The following is a 23,133-nucleotide window of genomic DNA, read 5'->3' as shown; positions in this document are numbered from 1 at the left end:
TCCGGTTAGGTAGGCTGGCGTGGTGACCTCGCCCCTGCGCGCCGACGCCGCCCGCAACCGTGACCTGCTCCTGGCGACGGCTCGTGCCGTGCTGGCCGCAGAGGGCCCCACGCTGCAGCTCAACGACATCGCCCGGCGAGCCGGAGTGGGCGTCGGCACGGCCTATCGGCACTTCCCGACCCGCCGGGCCCTGGTCGAGGCCCTGGCCGACGACGCCTTCACCGCCCTGCTCGGCGAGGCCCGCGAGGCGAATCGGCACGACGACGCGTGGACCGGCGTCGCGATGCTGCTGCGGGCGCTGCTCCTGCGGCAGCTCGCCGATCCGGCGCTGACCGAGATCCTCTCCACCGGGCCGGATCAGGATGCCACCGAGCGCACCACCGGCCACCGCGACGAGTTCACGACACTGGCCCGGGGCGTGCTGGAGCGGGCCCGCGCGGCGGATCTGTTACGCCCCGGCCTCGCCGACGACGACCTGCAGCACCTGGTCTGCGGCGTCGTGTTCGCGCTGCGGATCGGCGACAGCCTCGAGGAGCGCGTCGATCGCTACCTGCAGGTGCTGCTGCGCGGCATCCGCGCCGGGTGACTTGAGGGTCAGGCGTGCAGGGCGGTCATGGCCCGGTCGAGCAGGTCGTCCCGCGAGCCCGCGCCGTCCGCCGCGCCCCACGCCTGCATGGCCGCGTTGTAGCAGGCCAGCGCGGACGCGACGAGCGCCCGGGGCGCCGGGTCCCGGTCGGCGGGCCTATCGCCGGCCAGCCGCTCGGCGACCAGCGGAACGAGCAGGTCCTCCCAGCTCTGCTGCCTCTCCGCGTAGCGCGCGGTCATCGTCGGGCTCTCCTGGAGCATCCGCATGAACGCCAGCGACCGCTCCGGCGCGTCGGCGTTCATCGCGGTGAACACGTCGAGCGTGCGGCGCAGCGAGGTCCACGGATGCTCGTCGCCGGGTCGCGCGCGGAACGCCGCCACCAGCGCCGGACCGAGCTCCTCGAGCCAGGTCAGCACCACGTCCTCCTTGGTGCCGAAATAGCGGAAGAACGTGGTGCGGGACAGGCCGGCCTCGGCGGCGATCTGCTCCACGGTGGTGTTGTCGCAGCCCTGCTCGGCGAAGAGCCGCGTCGCGATGGCGCTGACCTCGGCACGCATCGCCTGCCGGGTCCGCTGCCGCAGGGTCGGCTTCTTCGCTGTGTCGTTCACAACAGCATCGTACTCGGTCCTCAAGTGGGACTCAGTACCACTTGGCGTTACGGTTCCTCGGAGAGATTCGTCCGGCAACGAGAACGAGGACCACATGTCGAAGCTGTTCACGCCCCTGGAGCTGGGCGCCCTGCGCCTGCGCAACCGCATGGTGATGGCGCCGCTCACCCGGCTGCGCGCCGGCGTCGAGGGCGTCCCCGGCGACCTGCTGGTCGAGCACTACCGGCAGCGCGCCTCGCTGGGCATGATCGTCACCGAGGGCACCTGGCCGGTGCGCGAGGGCCGCACCTGGATCGGCCAGCCCGGCATCGAGACCGCCGAGCAGGTCGCCGGCTGGCGCCGGGTCACCGACGCCGTGCACGAGGCCGGCGGCACGATCGTCATGCAGATCATGCACGGCGGGCGGATCTCCCACCCCGAGATCGGCGGCACCGGCCGGATCGTCGCGCCCAGCGCCATCGCCGCCCCGGGCGAGGTCCGGCTTCCGGACGGCAGCAAGGCCGATCACCCCGTACCGGAGGCCTTGGATCGTGATGAGCTCCCGGTGATCATCGCTGGTTTCGTGTCGGCGGCGCGCAACGCGATCGCGGCGGGCATGGACGGCGTGGAACTGCACAGCGCCAACGGGTACCTGCTGCACCAGTTCCTCTCGCCGGCCGCGAACACCCGCACCGACGAGTACGGCGGTACGCCCGCCAACCGCGCCCGCCTGACCATCGAGGTCGTCACCGCGGTGGCCGAGGCGATCGGCGCGGACCGCACCGGCCTGCGGGTCTCCCCGGAGCACAACATCCAGGGCGCGCTGGAGACCGACCCGTCCGACGTCACCGCCACCTACACCGCGCTGGCCGAGGGCCTCGCGCCGCTGGGGCTGGCATTCGTCGACATCCTGCACGCCGACCCGGCCGGCGAGCTGGTCCAGAAGTTCCGGCACGCAGCGGGCGCGCCGGCGATCGTCAACAGCGGGTTCGGCGTGCAGACCACCCGCGAGGAGGCGACCCGCCTCGTCGACGAGGGGATCGGCGACGCGGTGGCGATCGGCCGGCCGGCCATCGCCAACCCCGACCTGGCCCTGCGCTGGGAGACCGAGGCCGGGGAGAACGCGCCGGACCCGAGCACGTTCTACGCGCCCGACGGCCGCGGCTACATCGACTACCCCACCCTCGGCTAGCACGACGCTCGACGTGGCGTAGCGCACCACGGCTACCCCAAAGGAACGGCCACCGCCTGCCGACAGTCGGTCCATGGCAGCTCGCAGGACCTGGCTTCTGATCGGCGTCGCGGCGGTGGCCGTCGCCGGGTCGATCGTCACGTACAACACCACTCCCGGAAACGTCCTCTACGTCGCCACCTACCTGGCGCTGTGCTCGATCGCCTGGCGCGCGGTCGCCCGGATGGAACCGGGCCCGCAGCGCCTGCCGTGGGCGCTGATCGCCGCGTCCCAGACGCTCTGGATGACCGGTGACCTGATCGAGCTGGTCTACTACTACCGGTCCAGCGTGCCGCCGGTCGGTCTGTCCGACGCCTGCTGGCTGGCCGGATATCCGCTGCTCGCGGTGGCCCTGACGCTGATGGCCCGGCACCGCGCGCCGGGCCGGTTGCGCAGCGCCGTGCTCGACGGCCTGACCCTCACCGTGGCCGCCGGGCTGGCGAGCTGGCAGTTCCTGATCCTGCCGAACCTCGCCACCGGGCTGAGCCTGGCCGAGACGATCATCCCGCCGCTCTACCCGATCGCCGACGTCGTGCTGCTCGCCGGCGTCCTTTTCATCGCGTTCTCACCCGGCGACCGTGGCGCTCCGACCCGGCTGATGCTCGGGGCGGTGATGCTGTACCTGACCGTGGACATCGGTTCCAACGTGCTGCCGTACTTCATCGACTACGGACTCGTGGAACGCATCGGGCCACTGATCATTTTCGGCAACGCGCTGATCGTCGGGGCGTGCGTGCACCCGCAGCGGGCGGAGCTGACGCGCACCGGTGAACAGCTGAACCTCCTGCACCCGTCGCGGGTGCTCTTCCTGGGCCTGGCGCTGCTCACCGCACCGACGCTGGCCCTGATGGAGAACGGACTCGCCAGCAAGGCGATGGCGGCGCTGATCGCCACCGCGCTGAGCACCGGCTTCGTGCTCACCCGATTCACCACGGCGGTCCGCGAGCAGGAGAAGGCCCAGGCAGAGTTGGCGTTCCGGGCCCGCCACGACCCGCTCACCGGGCTCGCGAACCGCGCCGTGCTCACCACCGAGATGGAACGGGCCCGCTCCGGCCCGGTCGCGGTCCTCTACCTCGACCTGGACGGCTTCAAGCAGGTCAACGACGGGTACGGGCACCACGCCGGCGATGTCGTGCTGGCCACCGTGGCGGACCGGCTGTCGAACGCCGTCCGTGGCACCGATCTGGTGGTGCGCCTCGGCGGCGACGAGTTCGTGCTGTTCTGCCCGAACCTGCCCGAGGAGGAGGCCGTCCGCCTCGCCGAACGGGTGCTGGCCGACGTGGCGCAGCCGATCCCGTTCCGCGGCGAGCTGCTCGACGTCGGGGTGAGCGTCGGCATCGCGGCCTACCGTCACCTCGACGGCGCCGACGTGCTGCGCAGCGCCGACATGGCGATGTACGAGGCGAAACGGCTCGGCCGCGGCCGCTGGGTGATGGCCGGATAGCAGGGCAGGCCGGATAGGTTGTGCCGCGTGAACGTGACCGACGCCCGCGAACTCGCCACCGGCCTGATGCGCCGGCACCGGCTCACCGGCTGGAAACTCGTGTTCGACGACGCCAAGACCCGCGCCGGGGTGTGCCGCCACGACCGCAAGGAGATCGGCCTGTCCCGGCCGCTGGTCCGGCTCTACACCGCCGAGCAGGTCACCGACACCGTGCTGCACGAGATCGCGCACGCGCTGGCCGGCGCGCGGCACGGCCACGACCGGGTGTGGCGGGCGACGGCGCTGCGGATCGGCTGCTCCGGCACCCGGTGCGTCGCCGAGGACGCGCCGCGCGTGGACGGGGACTGGGTGGGCACCTGCCCGGCCGGGCACCGCACGACCGCCCACCGCCGCCCGTCCCGGGTGCGCTCCTGCCTGGACTGTTCGCCCCGGTTCGACGAGTCGGCGATCTTCACCTGGACACACCGGGGCAGTCCGGCGCCGATGCTGCCGTCCTACACGACCGAGCTGACCCGGATCCGGCAGCGCGACGGCCACGCGGCGCCGGCGACGGCCGGCCGGCCCCTGCGGGTGGGGGAGACGGTACGGCTGACCGGCGGCGGCCGCTACGACGGCCTGATCGGCACGATCGTGAAACGCGGCCGCACCCGGTACCACGTGCAGACCCCGTCGGGCGTGCTCGGAGCTCCGTTCGCCCTGGTGGAGCCGCTGCCCGACGCGTGAGGCCGGGCGCCGGTCAGGCGTCGTCGAGGTCGTCCGCGCGGCGGTCGATCGCCTTGGCCTGTGCGGTTATCCGGTCGGCGAGCGCGTGCTGCCGCGCCTTCGTCTCCGGGTCCGGGGACCGTTCGGCGGCCGCGTGCATCAGGGCCTCGGTCCGTTCCAGCTGGGCGGCGGTGTCGTGCATCGTCGAGGAGGTCCGATGCCGGTGTGCGGTGTCGTCGTCATGCCGGGTCACGTCCGGTTCTCTACCCACTCGATGGATCATCATTCACGCGTGGGTGAGCAGCGCGGTCATGCCGACGATCTCCAGCACCCGGCGGACCTGGGGCTGCACCCGCACCAGCTGCAGCGCGATCCGGCGGCGGGCGGTCAGCGCGTAGGCCTCGTCGAGCACCCGGATCCCCGACGAGTCGCAGAACGTGACGCCGGCGAAATCCACCACGACGGTACGGGTACCGGCCCGCTCCGCGGCGTCCCGCAGCGCCGCCGCCAGCTCGTCGGAGGAGTCCATGTCGATCTCGCCGGTGACGCTGACGCGCGTGACGCCGGCCGGCCCCGCGCTGAGTTCGATCATGGATCCCGTCCGGTGAATCGCGGCGGCAACTGTCCTTACCGGGGTACCCCCAGCCGGTCGACCGTACACGGTGGTCAGTACGCGTATCGGCGCACCGTCCCCGGGCGGATCTCAGGTGAGGATCACCTGGCCGAGCTCCTGGGTGCACCGGGTCAGCGCCACGTAGAGCCCGTTCCAGCCGCGCGGCTCGGCGGCGATGCCGTCCGGGTCGACGAGCAGCGTGGCGTCCCACTCCAGGCCCTTCGCCTGGGCGGCGGTCAGCACCGGTACGCCGGCCAGGACCTCCCGCAAGCCGTCGGCGCGGGCGGCGGGCGCGACCACGCCGACCGTGCCGCCGGCCCAGCGGTCCCGCAGCTCCCGGACCGCCCGCTGCGCCGCGCCGGCCAGCTCGCCCGGGGTCACCGTGAGCTGCCACGGCTCGATGCCGGACGCGCGAACGGCCCGCGGCGGCGCGTTGCCGCTGCCGGCTTTCGCGAGCACCGGGCCGGTGAGGTCCATGACCTCGCGCGGCGTGCGGTAGCAGATGGTCAGCTCGGCGGCGGTCCACCTGTCGCCGAACGCTGCCCGCACCGCCTGCGCCCAGCTGGTGTGCCGGTGCGCCGCCTCCGCCTGGTCGATGTCGCCGACCGCGGTGACGGATCGGCTCGGGCAGCGCCGCAGGACCATCTGCCACTGCATCTCGGAGAGCTCCTGGGCCTCGTCGATGACGACGTGGCCGTAGACCCAGTCGCGCTGCCGCCGGGCACGGTCGGCGACCAGCTCGCCGCCCGGCGCGGCGGCCCGGCCGCGGTCCGGCGCGTCCGCGTGATCGCCCAGCAGGTCGGCTGCCGCGTCGAGCAGCGCGATGTCACCGGACGACCAGCCGCCGGGCTCGGCGGCGACGGCGGCGATCTCGTCCGGCGACAGCGACGGGACGAACGCGGCCAGCAGCGCCGGGTCACAGAGCAGGTCACGCAGCAGCCGCCCGGGCTCCCGGGTGGGCCAGAACGCCTCCACGAACCGGCCGATGGCCGGATCGGCGGCGATGCGATCGGCGAGCTCCTCGATGTCCTCCTCGGAGAGCTGCCCGTCCACGGCGCCGCTGCCGTCGACGCCGTTGCTCCGGTCGAAGCGGGCGAGGATGTCCTCGTACCCCTGCTCCATCTCCTCCAGCAGCGCCTCGCGCTGCTCCGCGATCGCCTCGGCGAGCAGGCGATGCAGCTGGTCGGCGAAGACCGAACGAGCCCGATGGTACGGCCGGCCCTGCACCGCCGAGGTGAGCGCCTGCGCGACTGCCGGCTCCGGGATGACGGTGAACTCGCCCTCCCAGCGCAGTCGCAGGTCACGGGGGCGGGGGAGCAGCGCGGCGACGTACCGTTCGAGGGCCTGCTGCCACACCGCCCGCCCCTTGATCTCGGCGAGCCGCCGGCTCTCGGGACGCTCCACGAGGACGCCGGGCAGCAGCGTGTCGCAGGTCGCCGACACCACCGCGGTCTCGCCGAGCGCGGGCAGCACCTGCGCGATGTAGTCGAGGAACCGGCCGGACGGACCGAGCACCAGAACCGCCTGGTCGGCCATCTGCTGGTGGGTGAAGAGCAGGTAGGCGACCCGGTGCAGCGCCACCACGGTCTTGCCGGTGCCCGGACCGCCCTGCACGATCAGCGGGCCGCTCGCCCCGGCCCGGATGATGTCGTCCTGTTCGCGCTGCAGCGTGGCGATCGCCGTGGACATCCGGCCGGTGCGCCGCTGGCCGAGCGCGGCGAGCAGGGCGCCCTCGCCGACCAGGCCGGAGCCCGCGGCGCCGTCCAGCGGCTCGTCGTCGACACCGAGGACGACCGACCCGGTGGTGCGGATGTGCCGGCGCCGGGCCTGCCCCTGCGGGTCGACGGGGGTCGCGGTGTAGAACGGCCGGGCGGCCGCGGCACGCCAGTCCAGCAGCACCGGCTCCGCGCCCTCCTCCTCGGCCCGCAGCCCGACCCGGCCGATGTGCCGCACCGTGCCGTCGGTGGCGTCGATCCGGCCGAAGACCAGTCCTTCGCTCGCCCGCCGCAGCTCCTCGTGCTGCGCGCGCAGCATCCGCTGCCGGGCCCGCTCCACCGCGTCGCCGGCCTCCTCCGCCAGTTCCGCCAGCAGACGTCCGGCGAGCCGGTCGCGCCGGTCAGTGGCCCGATCGAGGAATTCCTGCTCCTCGGCGATGGCGGACGTGTCGTATTCCCTGAGCATCCGGGAAGGCTAGAACCTTCAGCGCGGGAAATGCCAATGGAAGAGACCTCTCTCCAATTTCTCATTCATTCTTGACGGTACGGCCGGAACCGTGTCCCACGAGTTCCCGGATGCGTGCGGCCGCCTGTTCGGCGACGAGGTGCCCCTGCGGGCGGGTGACCAGGTCGCTGAGCGCGAACATGTCCAGGACCTCGCCCAGATACGCCCAGTTCGGGACGATCGGCAGCGGCGGGTCCTCGGCGAAGCCCTGCCGGAACCCGTCCAGGAATCCGTCCGGATATTCCGCGCCGAACCGCGCCATGTTCGCGGCATCGGCATACGGACTGCCGGAATAACTGAACTCCCAGTCGAGCAGAGAACGCACTTCCCAGCCATTGTCAAGCCGCGCCACCAGAATGTTTTTCGGATTGATGTCGGAGTGCACCAGCCGGGCATGTCCGTCGATCTCTGTCAGCGCCGGGGCGTGCGCGGCGCACAGGTCCGCCCAGGCGCGCCGGGTCGCGGCGTCGAGCCGCCCGGCGGGTGCCGCGCTCATGCAGTGCTCGGCCACCTCGGCGAGCTGCCGCGACCAGGGCCGCTCCCCGGCCACGGTCAGGTCCGGGCCGGTGAAGAACCCGCGCCGGTCGAAGCCGACGCGTCCGATCCGGGCGACGGTCCGGCCCACCTCGGCGCCCAGGCTCGCCGCCTCCCGCGCGCTCAGCTCGCCCGCCAGGACGTCGCTCAGCACGACGCCCTCCACGAACCCGATCACCGTGGCCGACGGCGTGACGAGCAGGACGTCCGGGACCGGCACGTGCTCGCGCGCGGCGGCCATCACCCCGGCCTCGACCGCCGGATCCGTGCCGCCGAAGCGCACCACCACCACCCGCCGGTCGGTGAGCGTGACCAGCAGCGTCTCGTGCGAGAACCCGCCGGCCAGCGTCGAGGTGCCCACCACCCGGCTGCCGAGCGCCGCCGCGATGGACTCAAGTTCCTGGATCGACATCCGGCCAGTCAATCAGGCCGGTCGGCGGATCAGGACTCCCAGGTCTTGGCGACCAGGGTGAGCACGTCGTAGGTGGCGACCGCCTCGCCGTTCTGGTTGGTCACCACCGCGTCCCAGCGGACCTCGCCGTAATCGGCGCTGTTACGCGGCTTGATCTGCTTGACGGTCAGCGTCACCGCGATCGCGTCGCCGGCCTTCACCGGCGTGAGGAAACGCAGGTTGTCGACGCCGTAGTTGGCGAGGACCGGGCCCGGTGACGGCTCGACGAAGAGGCCGGCGGCCAGCGACACGACCAGGTATCCGTGGGCCACGATGCCCCCGAACAGCGGGTTGCGGGCCGCCGCCTCGGGGTCGGTGTGCGCGTAGAAGGTGTCGCCGGTGAACTCGGCGAAGTGGTCGATGTCGGCGAGGCTGACGACGCGTGTCCCCGACCGGATGGTGTCGCCGATCCGCAGGTCGGCGAGGCTCTTGCGGAACGGGTGGACGTCCTCGGCGCGCTGCTGGGCGCCGGTCGTCCACTGCCCGGTGACCGCGGTGAGCAGATCGGGGGAGGCCTGGATCGCGGTGCGCTGCAGGTGGTGCAGGACCGCGCGGATGCCACCGAGCTCCTCGCCGCCGCCGGCCCGGCCCGGACCGCCGTGGACCAGCATGGGCAGCGGGGAGCCGTGGCCGGTGGACTCCTTCGCGTCGTCGCGGTCGAGCACCAGGACCCGGCCGTGCCAGGGGGCGAGACCGAGGACGACCGTGCGGGCGACCTCCGGGTCGTGGGTGGCGACCGAGGCGACCAGGCTGCCCCTGCCGCGGGCGGCCAGGGTGACCGCCTCGTTCAGCCCGTCGTAGGTCAGCACGGTGCTGACCGGCCCGAACGGCTCGACGTTGTGCGGCTCGACGGCGCCCGGAGCGGCTCGCAGCACGAGCGGGTTGACGAAGGCGCCGCGCTCCTCGAGGGAGCCTATGACGATCTCGGAGCCGGCCCGTAGCGCTTCGACGGCCTTGACCACCTCGTCGCGCTGGCCGACGCTGGCGAGGGGGCCCATCCGGACCTCCGGGTCGCGCGGATCGCCCACGGTGATCTTCGCGAGGCGGGCGGCGAGCGCGTCCTCGACCTGGCCGGCGATCTGCGACGGCACGATGACGCGGCGGATCGCGGTGCACTTCTGACCGGCCTTGACCGTCATCTCGGTGACCACGCCCTTGATGAACAGGTCGAACTCCGGGTCGTCGGCGCGCACGTCGGGGCCGAGGATCGAGCAGTTCAGCGAGTCCGCCTCGACGCCGAGCCGCACGCCGCCGTCGATCACGTTCGGGTGGCGGCGCAGGATGCCGGCGGTGTGCGCGGAACCGGTGAAGGCCACCGAGTCCTGCAGGTCCAGCTCGTCGAGCAGGCTCCCGGCGCTGCCCGCGATCAGCTGCAGGCTGCCCTCCGGCAGCAGCCCGGACTCGATGATCCGGCGGACCACCAGCTCGGTCAGATAGGCGGTCTGGCTGGCCGGTTTCACGATCGTCGGCAGACCGGCCAGGAACGCCGGCGCGAGTTTCTCCAGCATCCCCCAGACCGGGAAGTTGAAGGCGTTGATCTGCACGGCCACACCCGGCCGTGACGTGTAGATGTGCTGCCCGACGAAGGTGCCGCCCTTGCCGAGACGCTCCACCGCGCCGTCCAGGACGATCGTGTCGTTGGGCAGCTCGCGGGTGCCCTTGCCGGCGAAGCTGAACAGCGTGCCGATGCCGCCGTCGACGTCCACCGCGGTGTCCCGGGTGGTGGCGCCGGTCCGCACGGAGAGCGCGTAGAACTCGTCCTTGCCGGCCATCAGCAGCTTGGCCACCGCCTTCAGGGCGGCCGCCCGCTCGTGGAAGGTGAGCGCCCGCAGCGCGGGGCCGCCGGTCTGCCGGGCGTGCTGGACCATCGCAGTGACATCCAGGCCGCGGCTCGAGATCCGCGCGACCTCCTCACCGGTGGTGGCGTCCCGCAGGGGTTCGCCCTCGTCGGCGGCGCGGAACCAGCGTCCGGCGGCGTAGCTCTCCAGCACGGCTACTCCTTAACTGGGCGGTTGCGTGGGAAGGGGAGTCCGTGTCACGGTATTACAGACCGATCGTTAAGTAAATCCGGAGACGCCATGACGACAACGCCCTTGCAGGCGGCCTTCGATGCCACGATCGCGCGCCACGACCGGATAGAACCGCGTGACTGGATGCCGGAGGCGTACCGCAAGACGCTGATCCGGCAGATCGCCCAGCACGCGCACTCCGAGATCATCGGCATGCAGCCGGAGGGCAACTGGATCAGCCGGGCGCCGTCGCTGCGCCGCAAGGCGATCCTGCTCGCGAAGGTGCAGGACGAGGCCGGTCACGGGCTCTACCTCTACTCCGCCGCCGAGACCCTGGGCGTCTCCCGGGCCGAGCTGGTCGACCTGCTGCTCGCCGGGAAGCAGAAGTACTCCTCGATCTTCAACTATCCGACGCTCTCCTACGCCGACGTCGGCACGATCGGCTGGCTCGTCGACGGCGCCGCGATCTGCAACCAGGTGCCGCTCTGCCGGACCTCCTACGGCCCGTACGGCCGAGCCATGATCCGGATCTGCAAGGAGGAGTCCTTCCACCAGCGGCAGGGCTACGAACTGCTGATGACCATGATGAGCGGCACCGGCGAGCAGCGCGCGATGGTGCAGGAGTCCGTCGACAGGTTCTGGTGGCCGTCGCTGATGATGTTCGGCCCGCCCGACGACAAGTCGCCCAACAGCGAGCAGTCGATGGCCTGGGGCGTGAAGCGCAACTCCAACGACGAGCTGCGGCAGAAGTTCGTCGACATGACGGTGCCGCAGGCCGAGGCGCTCGGCGTGACCCTGCCCGACCCGGCGCTGCGCTGGAACGACGAGCGCGGCCACTACGACTTCGGCGAACCCGACTGGGACGAGCTGACCGCGGTGATCCGCGGCAACGGCCCCTGCAACGCCGAGCGCATGGCCCACCGCCGGGCCGCCCACGACAACGGCGCATGGGTACGGGAGGCGGCCACCGCGTTCGCCGCGCGGACCGCCGCCGGTGACACCGAGGAGGCTGCCCGATGACCACGGACCGGCGGGACTGGCCGCTCTACGAGGTGTTCGTCCGGGGCAAGCGCGGCCTCAACCACGTGCACGTCGGCTCGCTGCACGCGCCCGACGACGCGTTCGCCCTGCGGCACGCCCGGGACGTCTACACCCGGCGCAACGAGGGCGTGAGCATCTGGGTGGTCCGCGCCGACGCGATCACCGCGTCCAGCCCGGACGAGAAGGACCCGCTCTTCGCCCCGAACGGCGACAAGGTCTACCGCCACCCCACGTTCTACGAGATCCCCGCCGACGTCCCCCACATGTGAGAGAGCCCGCGATGAACGACAGCGTCTACGACGGCCTGCTCGGCGGCGACTCGTCGCAGTGGGCGTTCGGCACCGACTTCGAGGATCCCCTCGCCGGCGTCGACACCAGCGTCCCGGCCGGCATCGACGCCACCGAGCTCGCCACCTACTGCCTGATGCTCGGCGACGACACGCTCGTGCTGTCCCAGCGACTCGCCGAGTGGTGCAGCCGCGGGCCCGAGCTCGAGGAGGACATCGCCCTGGCGAACATGGCCCTCGACCTGCTCGGCCAGGCCCGGCTGCTGCTGGCCCGGGCGGCGGCCGCCGACCCGGCGTGCGTGCCACCGCTGCCGGAGGGCTCGCCGGTCCCGGCGGAGGACGCGCTGGCGTTCTTCCGCGAGGCGCAGCAGTTCCGCAACGTCCGGATGGCCGAGGTCCCCAACGGCGACTTCGCGCACGTCGTGGTGCGGCTGCTGCTGTTCGCCAACGCCCGGCTGGCGATCCTGTCGCGGCTGTGCGACAGCGCCGACGCGGTGCTCGCCGCGGTCGCCGCCAAGGGGGTCAAGGAACTCACCTACCACCGGGACTGGGCCGGCCGCTGGTTCGTCACCTGCGCGCAGGGCACCGACGAGTCCCGCCGGCGGCTGCTCGCCGCGCTCGACCGGCTCTGGCCGCTGCACGACGAGCTGTTCACGCCGCACCCGGTCGAGCAGTCGCTGGCCGCACGGGGCGCCGGCGTCGACCCGGCCGCCGTCCGCGCCGAGGCCGACGTCGTCCTGGACCAGGTGTTCGCGGTCGCCGGCGTGCCCCGCCCCGAGACGCCCGGCCTGCGCGGGCGCACCGGGCGCGACGGCCTGCACACCGAGGCGCTCAGCCGGATGCTCGCCGAGATGCAGGTGGTCGCCCGCGCGCACCCGATGGGCCGATGGTGAGCGTCCGGGAGCGGGCTGCCGCCGTCGCCGCCGAGGTGCGCGACCCGGAGATGCCGATGCTGACCCTCGCCGACCTCGGGGTGCTGCGCGACGTGCGGGTCGATGGTGACGTGGTGGTCGCGTCGATCACCCCGACGTACTCGGGCTGCCCCGCCATGGCGACCATGCGCGACGACCTGGTGCACCGGCTCACCGACGCCGGGTTCGGGCGGGTCGAGGTGCGGGTGGTTCTGGAGCCGGCCTGGTCCAGCGACTGGATCACCGAGTCCGGGCGGGCGGCGCTGCGTGCGGCGGGACTGTCCCCGCCCGGTCCTGCGGCACGCCTTTCCACGCCCGGGCCGGTGCCGCTCACGCTCGGGCCGCCGCGTCGCGAGGTGCGGTGTCCGCGGTGCGGCTCAGGCCGTACCCGATCGGTCTCTGAATTCGGATCGACCGCCTGCAAGGCGCTCTATCGATGCGGGGACTGCCTGGAACCGTTCGACCACGTCAAGGAGATCTAGTGACCCGGTCCGCCTTCCACACGCTGCGGGTCGCGGCGGTCGAGCGACTCTGCGACGACGCGGTAGCGGTGACGTTCGCGGTGCCCGGCGAGCTGAGCGACGCCTACGCGTTCCGGGCCGGGCAGTCGCTCACCCTGCGCCGGACGATCGACGGCCGGGAGGAACGCCGGTCCTACTCGATCTGCGCGCCGGTCGGCGCCGCCCCCCGGATCGGCGTGCGGGAGATCCCGGACGGCGTCTTCTCGAGCTGGCTGGTCCACGACGTCACCCCGGGAACCGCCATCGAGGTGCAGACGCCGACCGGCGCGTGGGACGCCGACCCGGAAGGCGGCGAACGGCACCTGCTGATCGCCGCCGGATCCGGCATCACGCCGCTGCTGTCGATCGCCGCGACCGTGCTGACCCACCCGGACGCGCAGGTGTCGCTGCTCTACGGCAACCGGGCCAGCAACACCGTGATGTTCGCCGAGGAGCTCGGCGATCTGAAGAACCGGTACGGTCCGCGGCTGCAGGTCACCCACGTGCTGTCCCGCGAGCCCCGGGACGTCGAGCTGTTCTCCGGAAGGCTCGACGCGGAACGGTTGCGGCGGTTGCTGACCGACGTGATCCCGGTGGAGACGTTCGATCACGTGTGGCTCTGCGGCCCGCTGAAGATGATCGAGGACGCACGTGCGGTGCTCGCCTCGATGGGCGTCTCCCGCGTGCACGTGGAACTGTTCTACGTCGATGAGCCGCCGCCGCAGCCCCGCCGGGCCGCCGCCGAGATGACCGGGGCGGTCACCGCGCTCACCACGATCCTGGACGGGCGCAAGGCGACCGCGACCGTCGCGCAGAGCACCACGATCCTGGACGGCGCGCAGGCCAGCCGGGCCGACCTGCCGTTCGCCTGCAAGGGTGGCGTGTGCGGGACGTGCCGGGCGCTGGTGCGCGAGGGTGAGGTGGACATGCGCCGTAACTACGCGCTGGAGGAGTCCGAGGTGGCGGCGGGATTCGTACTGACATGTCAGAGTTTTCCGGTCAGCGATGTGGTGACCGTCGATTACGACGCCTGACGGCTGATCGGCGTTTTAGACTCCTCGGAGCGCTCGTTTCGCGACAACGGGGGAAAAATGCGAAAAGCTCTGTGCGTCATGTCCGCGATCGTCCTCGCCCTGGCGGTGCCGGTTCCGGCGTCCGCCAGCGTCACCGGGTCGGGGTGCTCGGGCGAGATCCACGCGGTGGCCGGCGTCTGATCACCGGGAATCGGGGGCCGGCTCTCGGCTCCCCGGTTTCACCTCCCCGGTTTCACCTCCCCGGTTTCACCTCCGCGGTTTCACCTCCCCGGTTTCATCTCGGCGGCTTCACCGCGAGGGCTTCACCGCGGCGGCTTCATCTCGGCGGCTTCACCGCGGCGCGAGGCCGTCAAAGGCTATCGACGCGATGGCGTCCGCGATCGTGGCCGTGTCGTGCGTGCCCTCCGGCCGGTACCACTCGACCAGCGAGTTCACCATGCCGAACAGCAGGCGGCTCACCAGGTCCGGCGCGACGTCCTCGCGCAGCGCGCCCTCGGCGATCGCCGCGCGCACCAGGGCGGCCAGCTGGTCGTCCAGCCAGCGGCGCCGCTTCAGCGCCTCCACCTCGACCGGCGTGTTCCCGCGCACCCGCAGCAGCAGCGTCACCGCCGGCTGGTGCGCGGCGAGCACCTCCACCGACCGCCGCACGACGCCGCGCAGCCGGTCGTACGCGCTCGCGCGCTCGTCGCTGACCGCCGCCGACACCACCGCGGTCAGCTCGTCCAGGGCGTCGTCCAGCGCCAGCCGGAGCAGATCCTCCTTGCCGGCGACGTGGTGATAGATCGCCGACTTCGTGACACCCAGCTCCGCGGCGAGATCACCGATGCTCGTCGCGTCGTACCCCCGGCGGTTGAACAGCCCCACCGCCGTCCGCAGCACCGTCGCCTGGTCGTGCCCGGGCCGCCCACGCCCGCGGCGGGCGGGCACGGCGGGCGGGGATTCCGGTGACGTCACGCCCGGAAGCCTCTCATGCCGCCCCGCCGTTCCTTCCCTGCCGGTCATTCCCCGTCCGTCTCGCGCCTCGCGCCCGCGCCCGCGCCTCGCCCCGCCTCGCGCCCCCGCCTCACGCCGATCTTGGAAAATGCCGTCCCAGCCGTAGCCCGCACATGTGATCAAGCCCGGATAACCGGCCTGACCTGCGGCTCGCGCCACCCGGCCGTAGCCCGGACCGGTGATCAAGGTCCCATAGCCGGCGCCGGCGCCGGCGACGGCTCACGGCGGTGACCACCATCGCGGCGACCGGATCGCTCCGGGACGGCTCAACCGGGCGGCCTCCCCGCGCTGCTATCGTCCACCGTGGACGATCACCGGGGGATGACATGCTTGCGGACCATCTACGCGACGCCGCGGTCACCGCGGCGGTGTTCGGGTTCTTCGCCTCCAGCTGGTTCGGCTGGGCGCAGGAGGCGCCGCCGCCGTCGTGGCGCAAACCGCTGATCGCCGCGACGGTCGTGTCCCTGCTGACCGCGGTCGCGGGTGGGCTGCTGGCGTGGCGGCACGCGTCCGCGGGCACGGTGTTCGACGACGCGACGAGCCGGACGTTCGGCATCGTGGTCGGCATCGAGTTCGCGGCCGCCGGTGTGGGCGCCGTGATCCTGGCGGTGCTGCGGCGCCGCGAGCTGATCCCGGTCTGGATCGCGTTCGTGGTCGGCGTGCACCTGTTCCCGGTCGCCGTGATCATCCACTACCCGGCGGTTCACGTCACCGCCGCGCTGATCACCCTGGCGTCGCTGGTTGCGGTTCCGGTGGCCCGGTCCCGGTCGCTGCCGGTGAGCGCGGTGATCGGCGTGGCGACCGGGGCGGTGCTGCTGGCCGGAGCGCTGTTCTCCGTCGCCGTGACGCTCTGAGAACGTCAGGGCGTGACGCTCGGAGAGCCTCAGCCCTGTCACGCTCTGACGCCGCCCGGTGACATCAGTCGGCGCTCGCCTCGAACACCTGCCCGTTCCGGGGAAACCCGGCCATCCCGCTCGGCTTGGGCTCCCCGGTCGACCACCGCGGATCCACCTCCCCGGCGATCACCCCGGTCCACCGCATCGGAATCCCCGCGGCCGCCGTCGGCTCGGCCCGGTCCATCACCTGCACGTGCAGATGCGGCTCTGACGTGTTGCCGGTGTTCCCCACCTCCGCCAGCTGCTGACCGGCCTCCACCCGCTCACCGGCGCGCACCCGTGCCGACCCGCGGCGCAGATGGGCGTAGACGGCGAACGCCCCGTCCCCCTGGTCCACGATGACGTGGTTCCCGAGGATCCGGGACGCCCCGGCCAGCTCCCGCGCGAACGCCTCGACGGTCATCATCCAGATCAGCGTGGGCCAGGTGTCCCGGCTGCGGTGGTCCCGTTGCCGGTCGGCGGCGCGGACCACCGTGCCCGCCGCCATCGCCTGCACCGGCTCCCCGAAGCACGGGTAGGTCTCGGGCGCGCGGGTCCGGATCGACCACCCGATCGACGTCGCGGCGTCCGCGGACGGCTGGAGCAGGTCGACGGCGTACATCTGCCCGTAGGCCTTGACCCCGTGGCTGGGAACCGCGTTTCCCGGGCTGTTGAGGGCCACCCAATGCCCGCGGATCGGCGGGGCCAGCTCGACGGCGGGACGGGTGGATTGCGGCGGCCGGATCAGGAACAGGCCGAACGCCGCCGCCATCATGGCTATGTCGAACGGCTTGGGGATGGGGACGACCAGCAGGGCGAGTACGAGCAGTACGAACAGTCGCAGCCACCAGGTCTGCCAGCGGGCGATCGCACGTTTCATCGACGGGCTCCAAGGATCGTGGTGAGCAGGGGGATCACGCGGGCGACGGGCACTTCGTACCGTCCGCCGCCGACCGTGCGCAGCCAGCCGGCGGCGACGAGCTGGCGCAGGTGGTGGTAGACCTGCCCGCTGGTGCCCATGCCCTCGATCCGGATCAGGTCGTTGGCCGTGCTCGCCCCGCGGAGCACCTGCTGGAGCAGCCGGATCCGGGCCGGATGCGCGAGCGCGGCGAGCGCGGTCACCTGCGGTGACCAGTCGGCGTCGAGAAGCTCCTCGGCCCCGGCACTTTCCTGCCACCGGGCGGCGCGGTCGTCGGGGAGCGTCACCTGGCCGGTGATCAGCACGGCGCCGGGGTCCTCGGCGCGGGCGGACAGGCCGTCCAGCGCCCAGAACGTGTCCGTGTCCGGGCTGCTCTTCTTCTCCAGCCTGGCGACGCGCGCTTCGAGCGCCGCGAGACGGTCGTCGTCACTCACTCCGCGACCATATCGTAATTACGTAAATCCGTAGAGGCCTAGAATTCTGCACGGTGGGTGCAATAACGTCGGCGCCATGCCTGAGTCCTGGACATTCGCCGTCGCCCGCGACGACCTCGGCCGCACCACGCTGATCGACACGGCCACCCCGGAACTCGCCGAGGGGGAGGCGCTGCTGCGGGTCGACCGCGTCGGGATGACTGCCAACAACGTGACCTACGCGGTGCTCGGCGACGCGATGCGCTACTGGGAGTTCTTCCCCGCGGCCCGGTCCGGGCTCGGGCCCGAGTGGGGGCTCCCGCCGGTCTGGGGATTCGCCGAGGTGGCCGCGTCCACGGTTCCCGGCGTGGAGGCCGGGCAGCGGGTCTACGGATACCTGCCGCCGGCCGGGCATCTGGTGGTGCGCCCCGAGCGGGTGGACGGCACCGGCTTCCGGGACGCGACGGCGCACCGGGCGGAGCTGCCGTCGCCGTACAACGCCTACCGCTCGACGGCCGGGGACGCGGCCTACCGCCGCGACCAGGAGGATCTGCTGGTTCTGTTCCGGCCGCTGTTCTTCACCTCGTTCATGCTCGCCGACCAGGTCGCCGACAACGCGTTCTACGGCGCCGACCAGCTGATCCTGTCGTCGGCGTCGAGCAAGACCGGGTACGCCGCCGCGTTCGAGCTGCACGGTCGCGGCCCTCGCCTGATCGGTCTCACCTCACCCGGCAACGTCGCCTTCACCCGGGAGCTCGGCTGCTACGACGAGGTGCTCACCTACGACGAGGTGGACACCCTCGGCGCCGTGCCGTCCGTCTACCTCGATCTCTCCGGTTCGCCGGACACCCGTGCCGCCCTGCGCGCCCGGCTCGGCGACCGCCTGGTCCGCGACATCGCGGTCGGGCTGACCAACCAGATCCCGAACGCCGAAGCAGCCGGTGAGGTGTTCTTCGCCCCGGTACAGATGCGCAAGCGCCGCCAGGACTGGGGCCGCGACGGGCTGGATCAGCGTTTCGCCGAGGCCTGGCAGCGGTTCGCCGGCGCGGCGGCCGGCTGGGTCGACGTGCGCGCCGGCAAGGGCCCGGAGGATCTGCGGCGGGCCTGGCTGGACGTGTTCCAGGGCCGCACCCCGCCGAGGGTGGGACACGTGGTCGAGTTCCGGTAGGCGCCGAGCCAAGCGCGCTGACTAGGATCGATGCATGGCGGTGGCGGGCAAGGCGCTGGTTCTCGGTGGCGGCGGGGTGACCGGCGTCGCCTGGGAGATCGGGTTGCTGCACGGACTGGCCGAGCGTGGTGTCGATCTGACCGACGCGGGACTCTTCGTCGGCACGTCGGCCGGGTCCTCGGTCGCGGCGCAGGTGCTCTCCGGCGTACCCCTCAATGATCTTTTCGAGGCACAGCTCGCCGGCCCGGGCACGGAGGTCGCCGCCCGCATGGGTCTCGGTGGTCTTCTCGCGTTCGCGGTGGCCGGGCTCTGGCCCGGCGATCCGGCGCGCGGCCGTGCCTGGCTCGGGCGGCGAGCGCTGCGCGCCCGCACGATGCCGGAGGCGCAACGCCGGGAGGTGATCGCGCGGCGGATCTCCGAGGGCGCCTGGCCGGCGACCGACTTGCGCATCGTCGCGGTCGAGGCCCCGACCGGGAGGGTACGGGTATTCGACGCCTCCAGTGGCGTCCCGCTGATCGACGCCGTCGCGGCGAGCTGCGCGGTGCCCCTGACGTGGCCGCCGGTGACCATCGGCGGTGTGCGGCACATCGACGGCGGGGTGCGGTCGGTGGCGAACGTGGATCTGGCCGCCGGCAACGATCGGGTGGTGGTGATCGCCCCGGTGACGGCGGCGGCGCGGCGGTCCGGCCGTCCGGCGGCGCAGCTGGCGGCGCTCGGGCCGGACGTGCGTGGCGCCCTGGTGTCACCGGATCGGGCGGCGCGGGCGGCGATCGGCCGGAACGTGCTCGACCCGGCACGCCGGCGTCCCGCCGCGGAGGCTGGTTACGCCCAGGCCGCCCGGGAGGCCGGCCGGCTGCGCCCCCTCTGGACCTGACCCGCGTGTTGATGTCGGGTGCGGAGCGCGCCCGGACTCCACCCGCGGGAAGCGGGGTGCGGCCTATGCCGGCACGCCGGCTTCCAGGTAGCGGCGGTGACGGCGGCGCATGATCAGCCAGGAGATCCAGCCGACGCCGATGATGAAGCCGAAGCTGATGATCCGGTAGAGCACCACCGCCGCGATCGCCGTCGACGCGCTGATCCCGCCCGCCATCAGCCCCAGGATCAGGGCACTGTCGATGATGCCCAGCCCGCCCGGGACGATCGTGATGGTTCCCGCCGCCATTCCGGCGCAGAACGCGAGCAGCAACTGCGTCGCGTTGATCGGCTCGTCGCTGACGGCCCGCACGCACATCCAGAGGCAGACCGCGTCGAGTCCCCAGTTCAGCACGGCGAACAGCGCCGCCGCGAGCCCGCGCCCCGGCGTCAGCCGGGCCGCGCCGAGCTGGGCGACGAAGCCGCGCACCGCGTCGAGCCCGTGAGCGGCGGGGCGGTTGCGCAACCGGTTGATCCGGGCCAGGGCCGCGCGGGCCGGCCGGTCGGCGATCGCCGGGTTCGCGCTGACCCGCCGCACCCCGGCGACCAGCAGGACGATGACCACGGCCAGGCCGGCGAGGCTGTACCAGTCCGGGCTCCCGTCGGAGACCAGCGCGCCGGCGGCGGTGACCACGGCGAGCGCGGTGGTGGACAGGATGCCGGAGAGCGCGATCGTCCAGGACGCGACCGCGGGCGTGGCGCCGAACCGGCGCAGCTGCTGGTAGTTGAAGCTGGTGGAGAACGCGGGTCCGCCCGGCAGCGTCTCGTTGAGGGAGTGCGCGGCGTAGGCGAGGGCGACGTTGCGGTACAGCGGCACGCGCAGCCCGGCGGAGCGCAGCAGGGTGTGCTGCATGCGGGCGTAGGTGCCCATGGCGGCGAGCTCGGCGATCACCGCGGCGGCCAGCCAGCCGGGGGCGGGGGCCTTGAGCTGGCCCAGGGCGGAGGTCAGGGACGGCCAGCCCAGGTACAGCTCGACGGCGAACAGGACGATCAGCGCCGGTACCGCGATGCGCGTGATCCAGCGGCGGCGGCGCCCGGGGTCCGGGGCGGCGGGGTCGCGGGGCACGGGCATGTCATCTGTTTCGGCGCGCGGGACGACGGCTTGATCATTCACGGCGGCCGTCTTCGGTGGCGAGCAGCGCGGTGACGCCGGCGAGGTAGCCGGTGGTGTCGGTGCCGGTCATCAGCAGGCGCTGCAGGACATATCCCTGGACCAGGGCGAGCATGGCCGCGCCGACCTGTTCCGGGTCGGCGCCGGCGAGCCCGGGCCGGCGCCGGGCGATCTCGGCGAAGTTGCCGCGCAGCCGCCGGTAGACCTGATTGACGCGGAGGGCGACGTCGGGGCTGCGCAGGGCCTCGGCCCAGACCTGGACGCCGATCCGGGTGAGGTCCAGCCCGGTGCCCGGGTGGCGGCCGATCCGGGTGTCGATCGTCGTGATGATGATCGCCAGGGCGTGCTCGGGCGCGGGCGCGGCACCGTCGGCGAGCAGGTCCCGGAAGGTCTCGTCGGCGGCGGTGAGCGCCTCCTCGGCGACGGCCGCGATCAGCTCTTCCTTGCTGCGGAAGTAGCGGTACACCGCGCCGGCGGAGAGGCCGGCGTCGCTGATGATGTCCGCCATCGCGGTGGCGTGGAACCCGTTGGTGGCGAAGAGCCGGGCGGCGGCGTTGATGATCTCGGCCCGGCGGGTGGCTCGGTGCTGCTCGGTGACGCGGGGCATCATCCGACAGTAAAGCGAACGTTCATTCTTGACAACCCGAGCCGTCCGTGCCCACCATGAAAACGAACAGTCATTCTCCTTGAGGAGTTCCGATGGAAACCCGAAGCCCCTGGCCGGTCGTGACCCGGGCGGTCCTCCTGCTCACCGTCATCGTCAGCGTGCTGCTCACCGCGTTCGCCTGGCCGTCGGTGCGGTCTTCGGTGCACGACGTGCCGATCGCCGTCGCCGGCCCGCCCACCGCCGTCCAGCGGATCAGCGCGGCCCTCGACGAGCGACTGCCGGGCGCTTTCGAGATCACCGCGGTCGCCGGGACGGCCGAGGCCGAGCAGCTGATCCGCGACCGGGAGGTCTACGGCGCGATCGACGTCAGCTCCGGAAGCCCGCAGGTGATGACCGCGACCGCCGCGAGCGCCACGGTCGCGCAGACGTTGCAGGGCGTCGCCACCGCCCTCGGCCAGGCACAAGCCCAAGCCACCGGCGCCGGCGCGGCCACGGCGAATGGCGCGGCCACGGCCAGCGGCGCGGGCGTCGCCGTCCGGGACATCGTCAGCCTTCCCGCCGACGACCCGCGCGGCGCCGGCCTGGCCGCCGGAGCGCTGCCGCTGGTGATGGGCGGCATGCTGGCAGCCGTCCTGCTCACCCGTCTGGTGCGCGGCGCCGGCCGGCGGATCACCGGAGCGCTCGCCTTCGCCGTCACCGGCGGACTCGCGATGGCCGCGATCCTGCAGTTCTGGCTCGGCTCGCTGGACGGCGCCTACCTCGCCAACGCCGGCGCGATCGCCCTGACCGTGGCCGCCACCTCGTTGACCATTCTCGGTCTGGAGTCCCTGCTCGGCTACGTGGGCTTCGGGCTCGGCGCGGTCACCATGATGCTCGTCGGCAACCCGTTCTCCGGCACCGCGACCGCGCCCGAGATGCTGCCCGGCTGGTCCGGCACGCTCGGCCAGCTGATGCCGCCCGGCGCCGGAGGACAGCTGCTGCGCTCGACCGCGTTCTTCGGCGGCGACGGCGCGACGCACGCGGTGATCGTGCTGACGGCCTGGCTCGCGGCCGGGCTGGTGCTCTGCCTGGCCGGCGCGCAGCGCGCCCGCCGGGCCGCCGTCACGGGACCCGTCGCCGGCGGTGACGTGCACGAGGTCGTACCCGCACGGGGGTGAGGACCGTGGCCGGATTTCTGAAGAACTGACGAATTCGTGTGAAAGACCTTTCCCCGGGTACGGGACCGATGTCGCCGCATTGACCGGCAAGGGGAGGGAGCAGGGTGATGACATCGCGTTCCGTGGGTACGCGTCAGCCATTGGCCGAAGCAATAGTCGCGCTCGCCGAAACGCCGGATGACGTGCCCGATGTGCACGAGAGACTCGAGCGGGTATCGCAATTCGCCGCCGATCGGATCGGCGCGGTGGATTACGCCGCGGTGTCGGAGCGGCCCGGCGACGGCAGCTGCACGGTGGCCATGAGCGGCGAGCTCGCCGCAGCGGTCTCGGGCGCCTCGGCAGCGCCCGGGACGCCTGATGAGCAACCCGTCGCCACCACGATGACCTGGCCGAACTTCCGCCACGAGGCGGCCGGCATGGGGCTGAGCATCGTATCCGTGCCGCTCTTCACCGGCAGCGGCGCGGCGCGGGCCACGCTGGATCTGTACGGCCACGACGCCGCCGCGATGGCGCCGCTGACGGTCGGTATCTGCGCCGCCTACGACCCCGATCTGCCGTCACCCGTCGACAAGGCGGAATTGCGGCCGCTCGACGACGGCGGTGAGGAACTGATAGCGGGATTCGCCGAGGCGCTGTCGGTGCGGGCCACCATTCAGCTCGCTCTCGCGCTGATCGGGGGACCGGAGGAGGACGCCTACCTCACGCTGCGACTGGATGCCGCGCAGCAGGGTATTTCGTTGTCCGATGCCGCGTCCGCGGTCATTTCCAGCAGACTGCTGCCGGCATAGCGGCCGGTCCGGCGGGCGCCGTTCCCGCCCGCCGGACCGC

At 72.5% G+C, this 23,133-nt stretch carries 26 protein-coding genes; 15 read left to right on the top strand and 11 right to left on the bottom strand.

Annotated elements, in window-relative coordinates; translation table 11 throughout:
- Positions 1 to 22: 22 nt before the first annotated feature.
- Positions 23 to 586, top strand: coding sequence for a TetR/AcrR family transcriptional regulator (locus AMIS_RS21460; protein ID WP_172666609.1), 564 nt, complete (start codon positions 23 to 25; stop codon positions 584 to 586).
- An 8-nt stretch (positions 587 to 594) separates the two neighbouring features.
- On the opposite strand, the gene AMIS_RS21455 is transcribed toward AMIS_RS21460, so the two are convergent.
- Positions 595 to 1,194 carry a TetR family transcriptional regulator gene (locus AMIS_RS21455; RefSeq protein ID WP_014444473.1) on the bottom strand — a complete coding sequence of 200 codons (600 nt, stop codon included), beginning with the start codon at positions 1,192 to 1,194 and terminating at the stop codon, positions 595 to 597.
- Between the two features lie 94 nt (positions 1,195 to 1,288).
- On the opposite strand from AMIS_RS21455, the gene AMIS_RS21450 reads away from it, so the two are divergent.
- From AMIS_RS21450 to AMIS_RS21440, 3 genes are all read left to right on the top strand, one after another.
- Entirely contained in the window at positions 1,289 to 2,365 is a 1,077-nt protein-coding gene (locus tag AMIS_RS21450) for an alkene reductase (RefSeq protein WP_014444472.1), read from the top strand.
- Between the two features lie 73 nt (positions 2,366 to 2,438).
- A complete protein-coding gene (locus tag AMIS_RS21445) occupies positions 2,439 to 3,848 on the top strand; it encodes a GGDEF domain-containing protein (RefSeq protein WP_014444471.1) in 1,410 nt (469 codons plus the stop codon).
- A gap of 27 nt (positions 3,849 to 3,875) precedes the next feature.
- Complete coding sequence (locus AMIS_RS21440) at positions 3,876 to 4,571, top strand: SprT-like domain-containing protein (protein ID WP_014444470.1); 696 nt, start codon at positions 3,876 to 3,878, stop codon at positions 4,569 to 4,571.
- Positions 4,572 to 4,584: 13 nt separating this feature from the next.
- On the opposite strand, the gene AMIS_RS21435 is transcribed toward AMIS_RS21440, so the two are convergent.
- The 5 genes from AMIS_RS21435 to paaZ form a co-directional block, all read right to left on the bottom strand.
- Entirely contained in the window at positions 4,585 to 4,821 is a 237-nt protein-coding gene (locus AMIS_RS21435; protein ID WP_157434963.1) for a hypothetical protein, read from the bottom strand.
- A 15-nt stretch (positions 4,822 to 4,836) separates the two neighbouring features.
- Complete coding sequence (locus AMIS_RS21430) at positions 4,837 to 5,142, bottom strand: STAS domain-containing protein (RefSeq protein ID WP_014444468.1); 306 nt, start codon at positions 5,140 to 5,142, stop codon at positions 4,837 to 4,839.
- A 111-nt stretch (positions 5,143 to 5,253) separates the two neighbouring features.
- Positions 5,254 to 7,344: a HelD family protein gene (locus AMIS_RS21425; protein WP_014444467.1), complete on the bottom strand. Its 2,091-nt coding sequence runs from the start codon at positions 7,342 to 7,344 to the stop codon at positions 5,254 to 5,256.
- A 61-nt stretch (positions 7,345 to 7,405) separates the two neighbouring features.
- Positions 7,406 to 8,329: a phosphotransferase family protein gene (locus AMIS_RS21420; protein ID WP_014444466.1), complete on the bottom strand. Its 924-nt coding sequence runs from the start codon at positions 8,327 to 8,329 to the stop codon at positions 7,406 to 7,408.
- Positions 8,330 to 8,358: 29 nt separating this feature from the next.
- A complete protein-coding gene (paaZ, locus tag AMIS_RS21415) occupies positions 8,359 to 10,359 on the bottom strand; it encodes a phenylacetic acid degradation bifunctional protein PaaZ (protein WP_014444465.1) in 2,001 nt (666 codons plus the stop codon).
- Between the two features lie 87 nt (positions 10,360 to 10,446).
- On the opposite strand from paaZ, the gene paaA reads away from it, so the two are divergent.
- The 6 genes from paaA (at position 10,447) to AMIS_RS44655 (ending at position 14,330) form a co-directional block, all read left to right on the top strand.
- Positions 10,447 to 11,397 carry a 1,2-phenylacetyl-CoA epoxidase subunit PaaA gene (gene paaA, locus AMIS_RS21410; protein WP_041829953.1) on the top strand — a complete coding sequence of 317 codons (951 nt, stop codon included), beginning with the start codon at positions 10,447 to 10,449 and terminating at the stop codon, positions 11,395 to 11,397.
- Positions 11,394 to 11,687 carry a 1,2-phenylacetyl-CoA epoxidase subunit PaaB gene (gene paaB / locus AMIS_RS21405; protein WP_014444463.1) on the top strand — a complete coding sequence of 98 codons (294 nt, stop codon included), beginning with the start codon at positions 11,394 to 11,396 and terminating at the stop codon, positions 11,685 to 11,687. Before paaA ends, paaB begins: the two co-directional genes overlap by 4 nt.
- A gap of 155 nt (positions 11,688 to 11,842) precedes the next feature.
- Positions 11,843 to 12,598 (top strand): 1,2-phenylacetyl-CoA epoxidase subunit PaaC, encoded by a 756-nt coding sequence (gene paaC / locus AMIS_RS21400; RefSeq protein WP_231859402.1) that lies wholly within the window; start codon positions 11,843 to 11,845, stop codon positions 12,596 to 12,598.
- Positions 12,592 to 13,098, top strand: a complete 507-nt coding sequence (gene paaD / locus AMIS_RS21395) for a 1,2-phenylacetyl-CoA epoxidase subunit PaaD (RefSeq protein WP_014444461.1) — start codon at positions 12,592 to 12,594, stop codon at positions 13,096 to 13,098. The genes paaC and paaD overlap by 7 nt, the downstream gene beginning before the upstream one ends.
- Positions 13,098 to 14,150 (top strand): 1,2-phenylacetyl-CoA epoxidase subunit PaaE, encoded by a 1,053-nt coding sequence (gene paaE / locus AMIS_RS21390; RefSeq protein ID WP_014444460.1) that lies wholly within the window; start codon positions 13,098 to 13,100, stop codon positions 14,148 to 14,150. Before paaD ends, paaE begins: the two co-directional genes overlap by 1 nt.
- Before the next feature lie 57 nt (positions 14,151 to 14,207).
- Positions 14,208 to 14,330, top strand: coding sequence for a hypothetical protein (locus AMIS_RS44655; protein ID WP_014444459.1), 123 nt, complete (start codon positions 14,208 to 14,210; stop codon positions 14,328 to 14,330).
- A 150-nt stretch (positions 14,331 to 14,480) separates the two neighbouring features.
- Here the strand turns inward: AMIS_RS44655 and AMIS_RS21385 are convergent, their stop codons facing one another.
- On the bottom strand, positions 14,481 to 15,104 hold the full coding sequence (locus AMIS_RS21385; protein ID WP_014444458.1) for a TetR/AcrR family transcriptional regulator: 624 nt from the start codon (positions 15,102 to 15,104) through the stop codon (positions 14,481 to 14,483).
- Between the two features lie 365 nt (positions 15,105 to 15,469).
- Between AMIS_RS21385 and AMIS_RS21380 the strand changes: the two genes are divergently transcribed.
- Positions 15,470 to 15,997, top strand: coding sequence for a hypothetical protein (locus tag AMIS_RS21380; protein ID WP_014444457.1), 528 nt, complete (start codon positions 15,470 to 15,472; stop codon positions 15,995 to 15,997).
- Positions 15,998 to 16,061: 64 nt separating this feature from the next.
- Here AMIS_RS21380 and AMIS_RS21375 read toward each other — a convergent pair whose 3' ends face one another.
- Entirely contained in the window at positions 16,062 to 16,898 is an 837-nt protein-coding gene (locus tag AMIS_RS21375) for a M23 family metallopeptidase (RefSeq protein ID WP_014444456.1), read from the bottom strand.
- The gene (locus AMIS_RS21370; protein ID WP_014444455.1) at positions 16,895 to 17,371 is read right to left on the bottom strand and encodes a winged helix-turn-helix domain-containing protein; all 477 of its coding nucleotides are present in this window, start codon (positions 17,369 to 17,371) and stop codon (positions 16,895 to 16,897) included. The genes AMIS_RS21375 and AMIS_RS21370 overlap by 4 nt, the downstream gene beginning before the upstream one ends.
- A gap of 76 nt (positions 17,372 to 17,447) precedes the next feature.
- On the opposite strand from AMIS_RS21370, the gene AMIS_RS21365 reads away from it, so the two are divergent.
- Positions 17,448 to 18,518: a DUF2855 family protein gene (locus AMIS_RS21365; RefSeq protein ID WP_014444454.1), complete on the top strand. Its 1,071-nt coding sequence runs from the start codon at positions 17,448 to 17,450 to the stop codon at positions 18,516 to 18,518.
- Positions 18,519 to 18,552: 34 nt separating this feature from the next.
- Positions 18,553 to 19,392 carry a patatin-like phospholipase family protein gene (locus tag AMIS_RS21360; protein WP_014444453.1) on the top strand — a complete coding sequence of 280 codons (840 nt, stop codon included), beginning with the start codon at positions 18,553 to 18,555 and terminating at the stop codon, positions 19,390 to 19,392.
- 63 nt (positions 19,393 to 19,455) lie between these two features.
- On the opposite strand, the gene AMIS_RS21355 is transcribed toward AMIS_RS21360, so the two are convergent.
- Together AMIS_RS21355 and AMIS_RS21350 are read right to left on the bottom strand one after the other, a co-directional pair.
- Positions 19,456 to 20,502: a lysylphosphatidylglycerol synthase transmembrane domain-containing protein gene (locus tag AMIS_RS21355; RefSeq protein WP_041829950.1), complete on the bottom strand. Its 1,047-nt coding sequence runs from the start codon at positions 20,500 to 20,502 to the stop codon at positions 19,456 to 19,458.
- 34 nt (positions 20,503 to 20,536) lie between these two features.
- A complete protein-coding gene (locus AMIS_RS21350; protein ID WP_041831113.1) occupies positions 20,537 to 21,148 on the bottom strand; it encodes a TetR/AcrR family transcriptional regulator in 612 nt (203 codons plus the stop codon).
- Positions 21,149 to 21,240: 92 nt separating this feature from the next.
- On the opposite strand from AMIS_RS21350, the gene AMIS_RS21345 reads away from it, so the two are divergent.
- Positions 21,241 to 22,305: a hypothetical protein gene (locus AMIS_RS21345; RefSeq protein ID WP_014444450.1), complete on the top strand. Its 1,065-nt coding sequence runs from the start codon at positions 21,241 to 21,243 to the stop codon at positions 22,303 to 22,305.
- 107 nt (positions 22,306 to 22,412) lie between these two features.
- Positions 22,413 to 23,093 (top strand): ANTAR domain-containing protein, encoded by a 681-nt coding sequence (locus AMIS_RS21340; protein ID WP_014444449.1) that lies wholly within the window; start codon positions 22,413 to 22,415, stop codon positions 23,091 to 23,093.
- Positions 23,094 to 23,133: the final 40 nt, after the last annotated feature.

This window comes from Actinoplanes missouriensis 431, assembly GCF_000284295.1.
In the GTDB taxonomy this organism is placed as follows: domain Bacteria; phylum Actinomycetota; class Actinomycetes; order Mycobacteriales; family Micromonosporaceae; genus Actinoplanes; species Actinoplanes missouriensis.
This window is presented reverse-complemented; position numbering and strand designations above follow the sequence as displayed.

What these genes read in the sequence shown, in the direction of transcription:
- AMIS_RS21450 (WP_014444472.1), top strand. Translation starts at nt 1,289, where the DNA reads ATGTCGAAGCTGTTCACGCCCCTGGAGCTGGGCGCCCTGCGCCTGCGC.
- AMIS_RS21445 (WP_014444471.1), top strand. Translation starts at nt 2,439, where the DNA reads ATGGCAGCTCGCAGGACCTGGCTTCTGATCGGCGTCGCGGCGGTGGCC.
- AMIS_RS21430 (WP_014444468.1), bottom strand. Translation starts at nt 5,142, where the DNA reads ATGATCGAACTCAGCGCGGGGCCGGCCGGCGTCACGCGCGTCAGCGTC.
- AMIS_RS21425 (WP_014444467.1), bottom strand. Translation starts at nt 7,344, where the DNA reads ATGCTCAGGGAATACGACACGTCCGCCATCGCCGAGGAGCAGGAATTC.
- AMIS_RS21420 (WP_014444466.1), bottom strand. Translation starts at nt 8,329, where the DNA reads ATGTCGATCCAGGAACTTGAGTCCATCGCGGCGGCGCTCGGCAGCCGG.
- paaA (WP_041829953.1), top strand. Translation starts at nt 10,447, where the DNA reads ATGACGACAACGCCCTTGCAGGCGGCCTTCGATGCCACGATCGCGCGC.
- paaB (WP_014444463.1), top strand. Translation starts at nt 11,394, where the DNA reads ATGACCACGGACCGGCGGGACTGGCCGCTCTACGAGGTGTTCGTCCGG.
- paaC (WP_231859402.1), top strand. Translation starts at nt 11,843, where the DNA reads ATGCTCGGCGACGACACGCTCGTGCTGTCCCAGCGACTCGCCGAGTGG.
- paaD (WP_014444461.1), top strand. Translation starts at nt 12,592, where the DNA reads ATGGTGAGCGTCCGGGAGCGGGCTGCCGCCGTCGCCGCCGAGGTGCGC.
- AMIS_RS44655 (WP_014444459.1), top strand. Translation starts at nt 14,208, where the DNA reads ATGCGAAAAGCTCTGTGCGTCATGTCCGCGATCGTCCTCGCCCTGGCG.
- AMIS_RS21380 (WP_014444457.1), top strand. Translation starts at nt 15,470, where the DNA reads ATGCTTGCGGACCATCTACGCGACGCCGCGGTCACCGCGGCGGTGTTC.
- AMIS_RS21375 (WP_014444456.1), bottom strand. Translation starts at nt 16,898, where the DNA reads ATGAAACGTGCGATCGCCCGCTGGCAGACCTGGTGGCTGCGACTGTTC.
- AMIS_RS21365 (WP_014444454.1), top strand. Translation starts at nt 17,448, where the DNA reads ATGCCTGAGTCCTGGACATTCGCCGTCGCCCGCGACGACCTCGGCCGC.
- AMIS_RS21360 (WP_014444453.1), top strand. Translation starts at nt 18,553, where the DNA reads ATGGCGGTGGCGGGCAAGGCGCTGGTTCTCGGTGGCGGCGGGGTGACC.
- AMIS_RS21355 (WP_041829950.1), bottom strand. Translation starts at nt 20,502, where the DNA reads ATGCCCGTGCCCCGCGACCCCGCCGCCCCGGACCCCGGGCGCCGCCGC.
- AMIS_RS21350 (WP_041831113.1), bottom strand. Translation starts at nt 21,148, where the DNA reads ATGCCCCGCGTCACCGAGCAGCACCGAGCCACCCGCCGGGCCGAGATC.
- AMIS_RS21345 (WP_014444450.1), top strand. Translation starts at nt 21,241, where the DNA reads ATGGAAACCCGAAGCCCCTGGCCGGTCGTGACCCGGGCGGTCCTCCTG.
- AMIS_RS21340 (WP_014444449.1), top strand. Translation starts at nt 22,413, where the DNA reads ATGACATCGCGTTCCGTGGGTACGCGTCAGCCATTGGCCGAAGCAATA.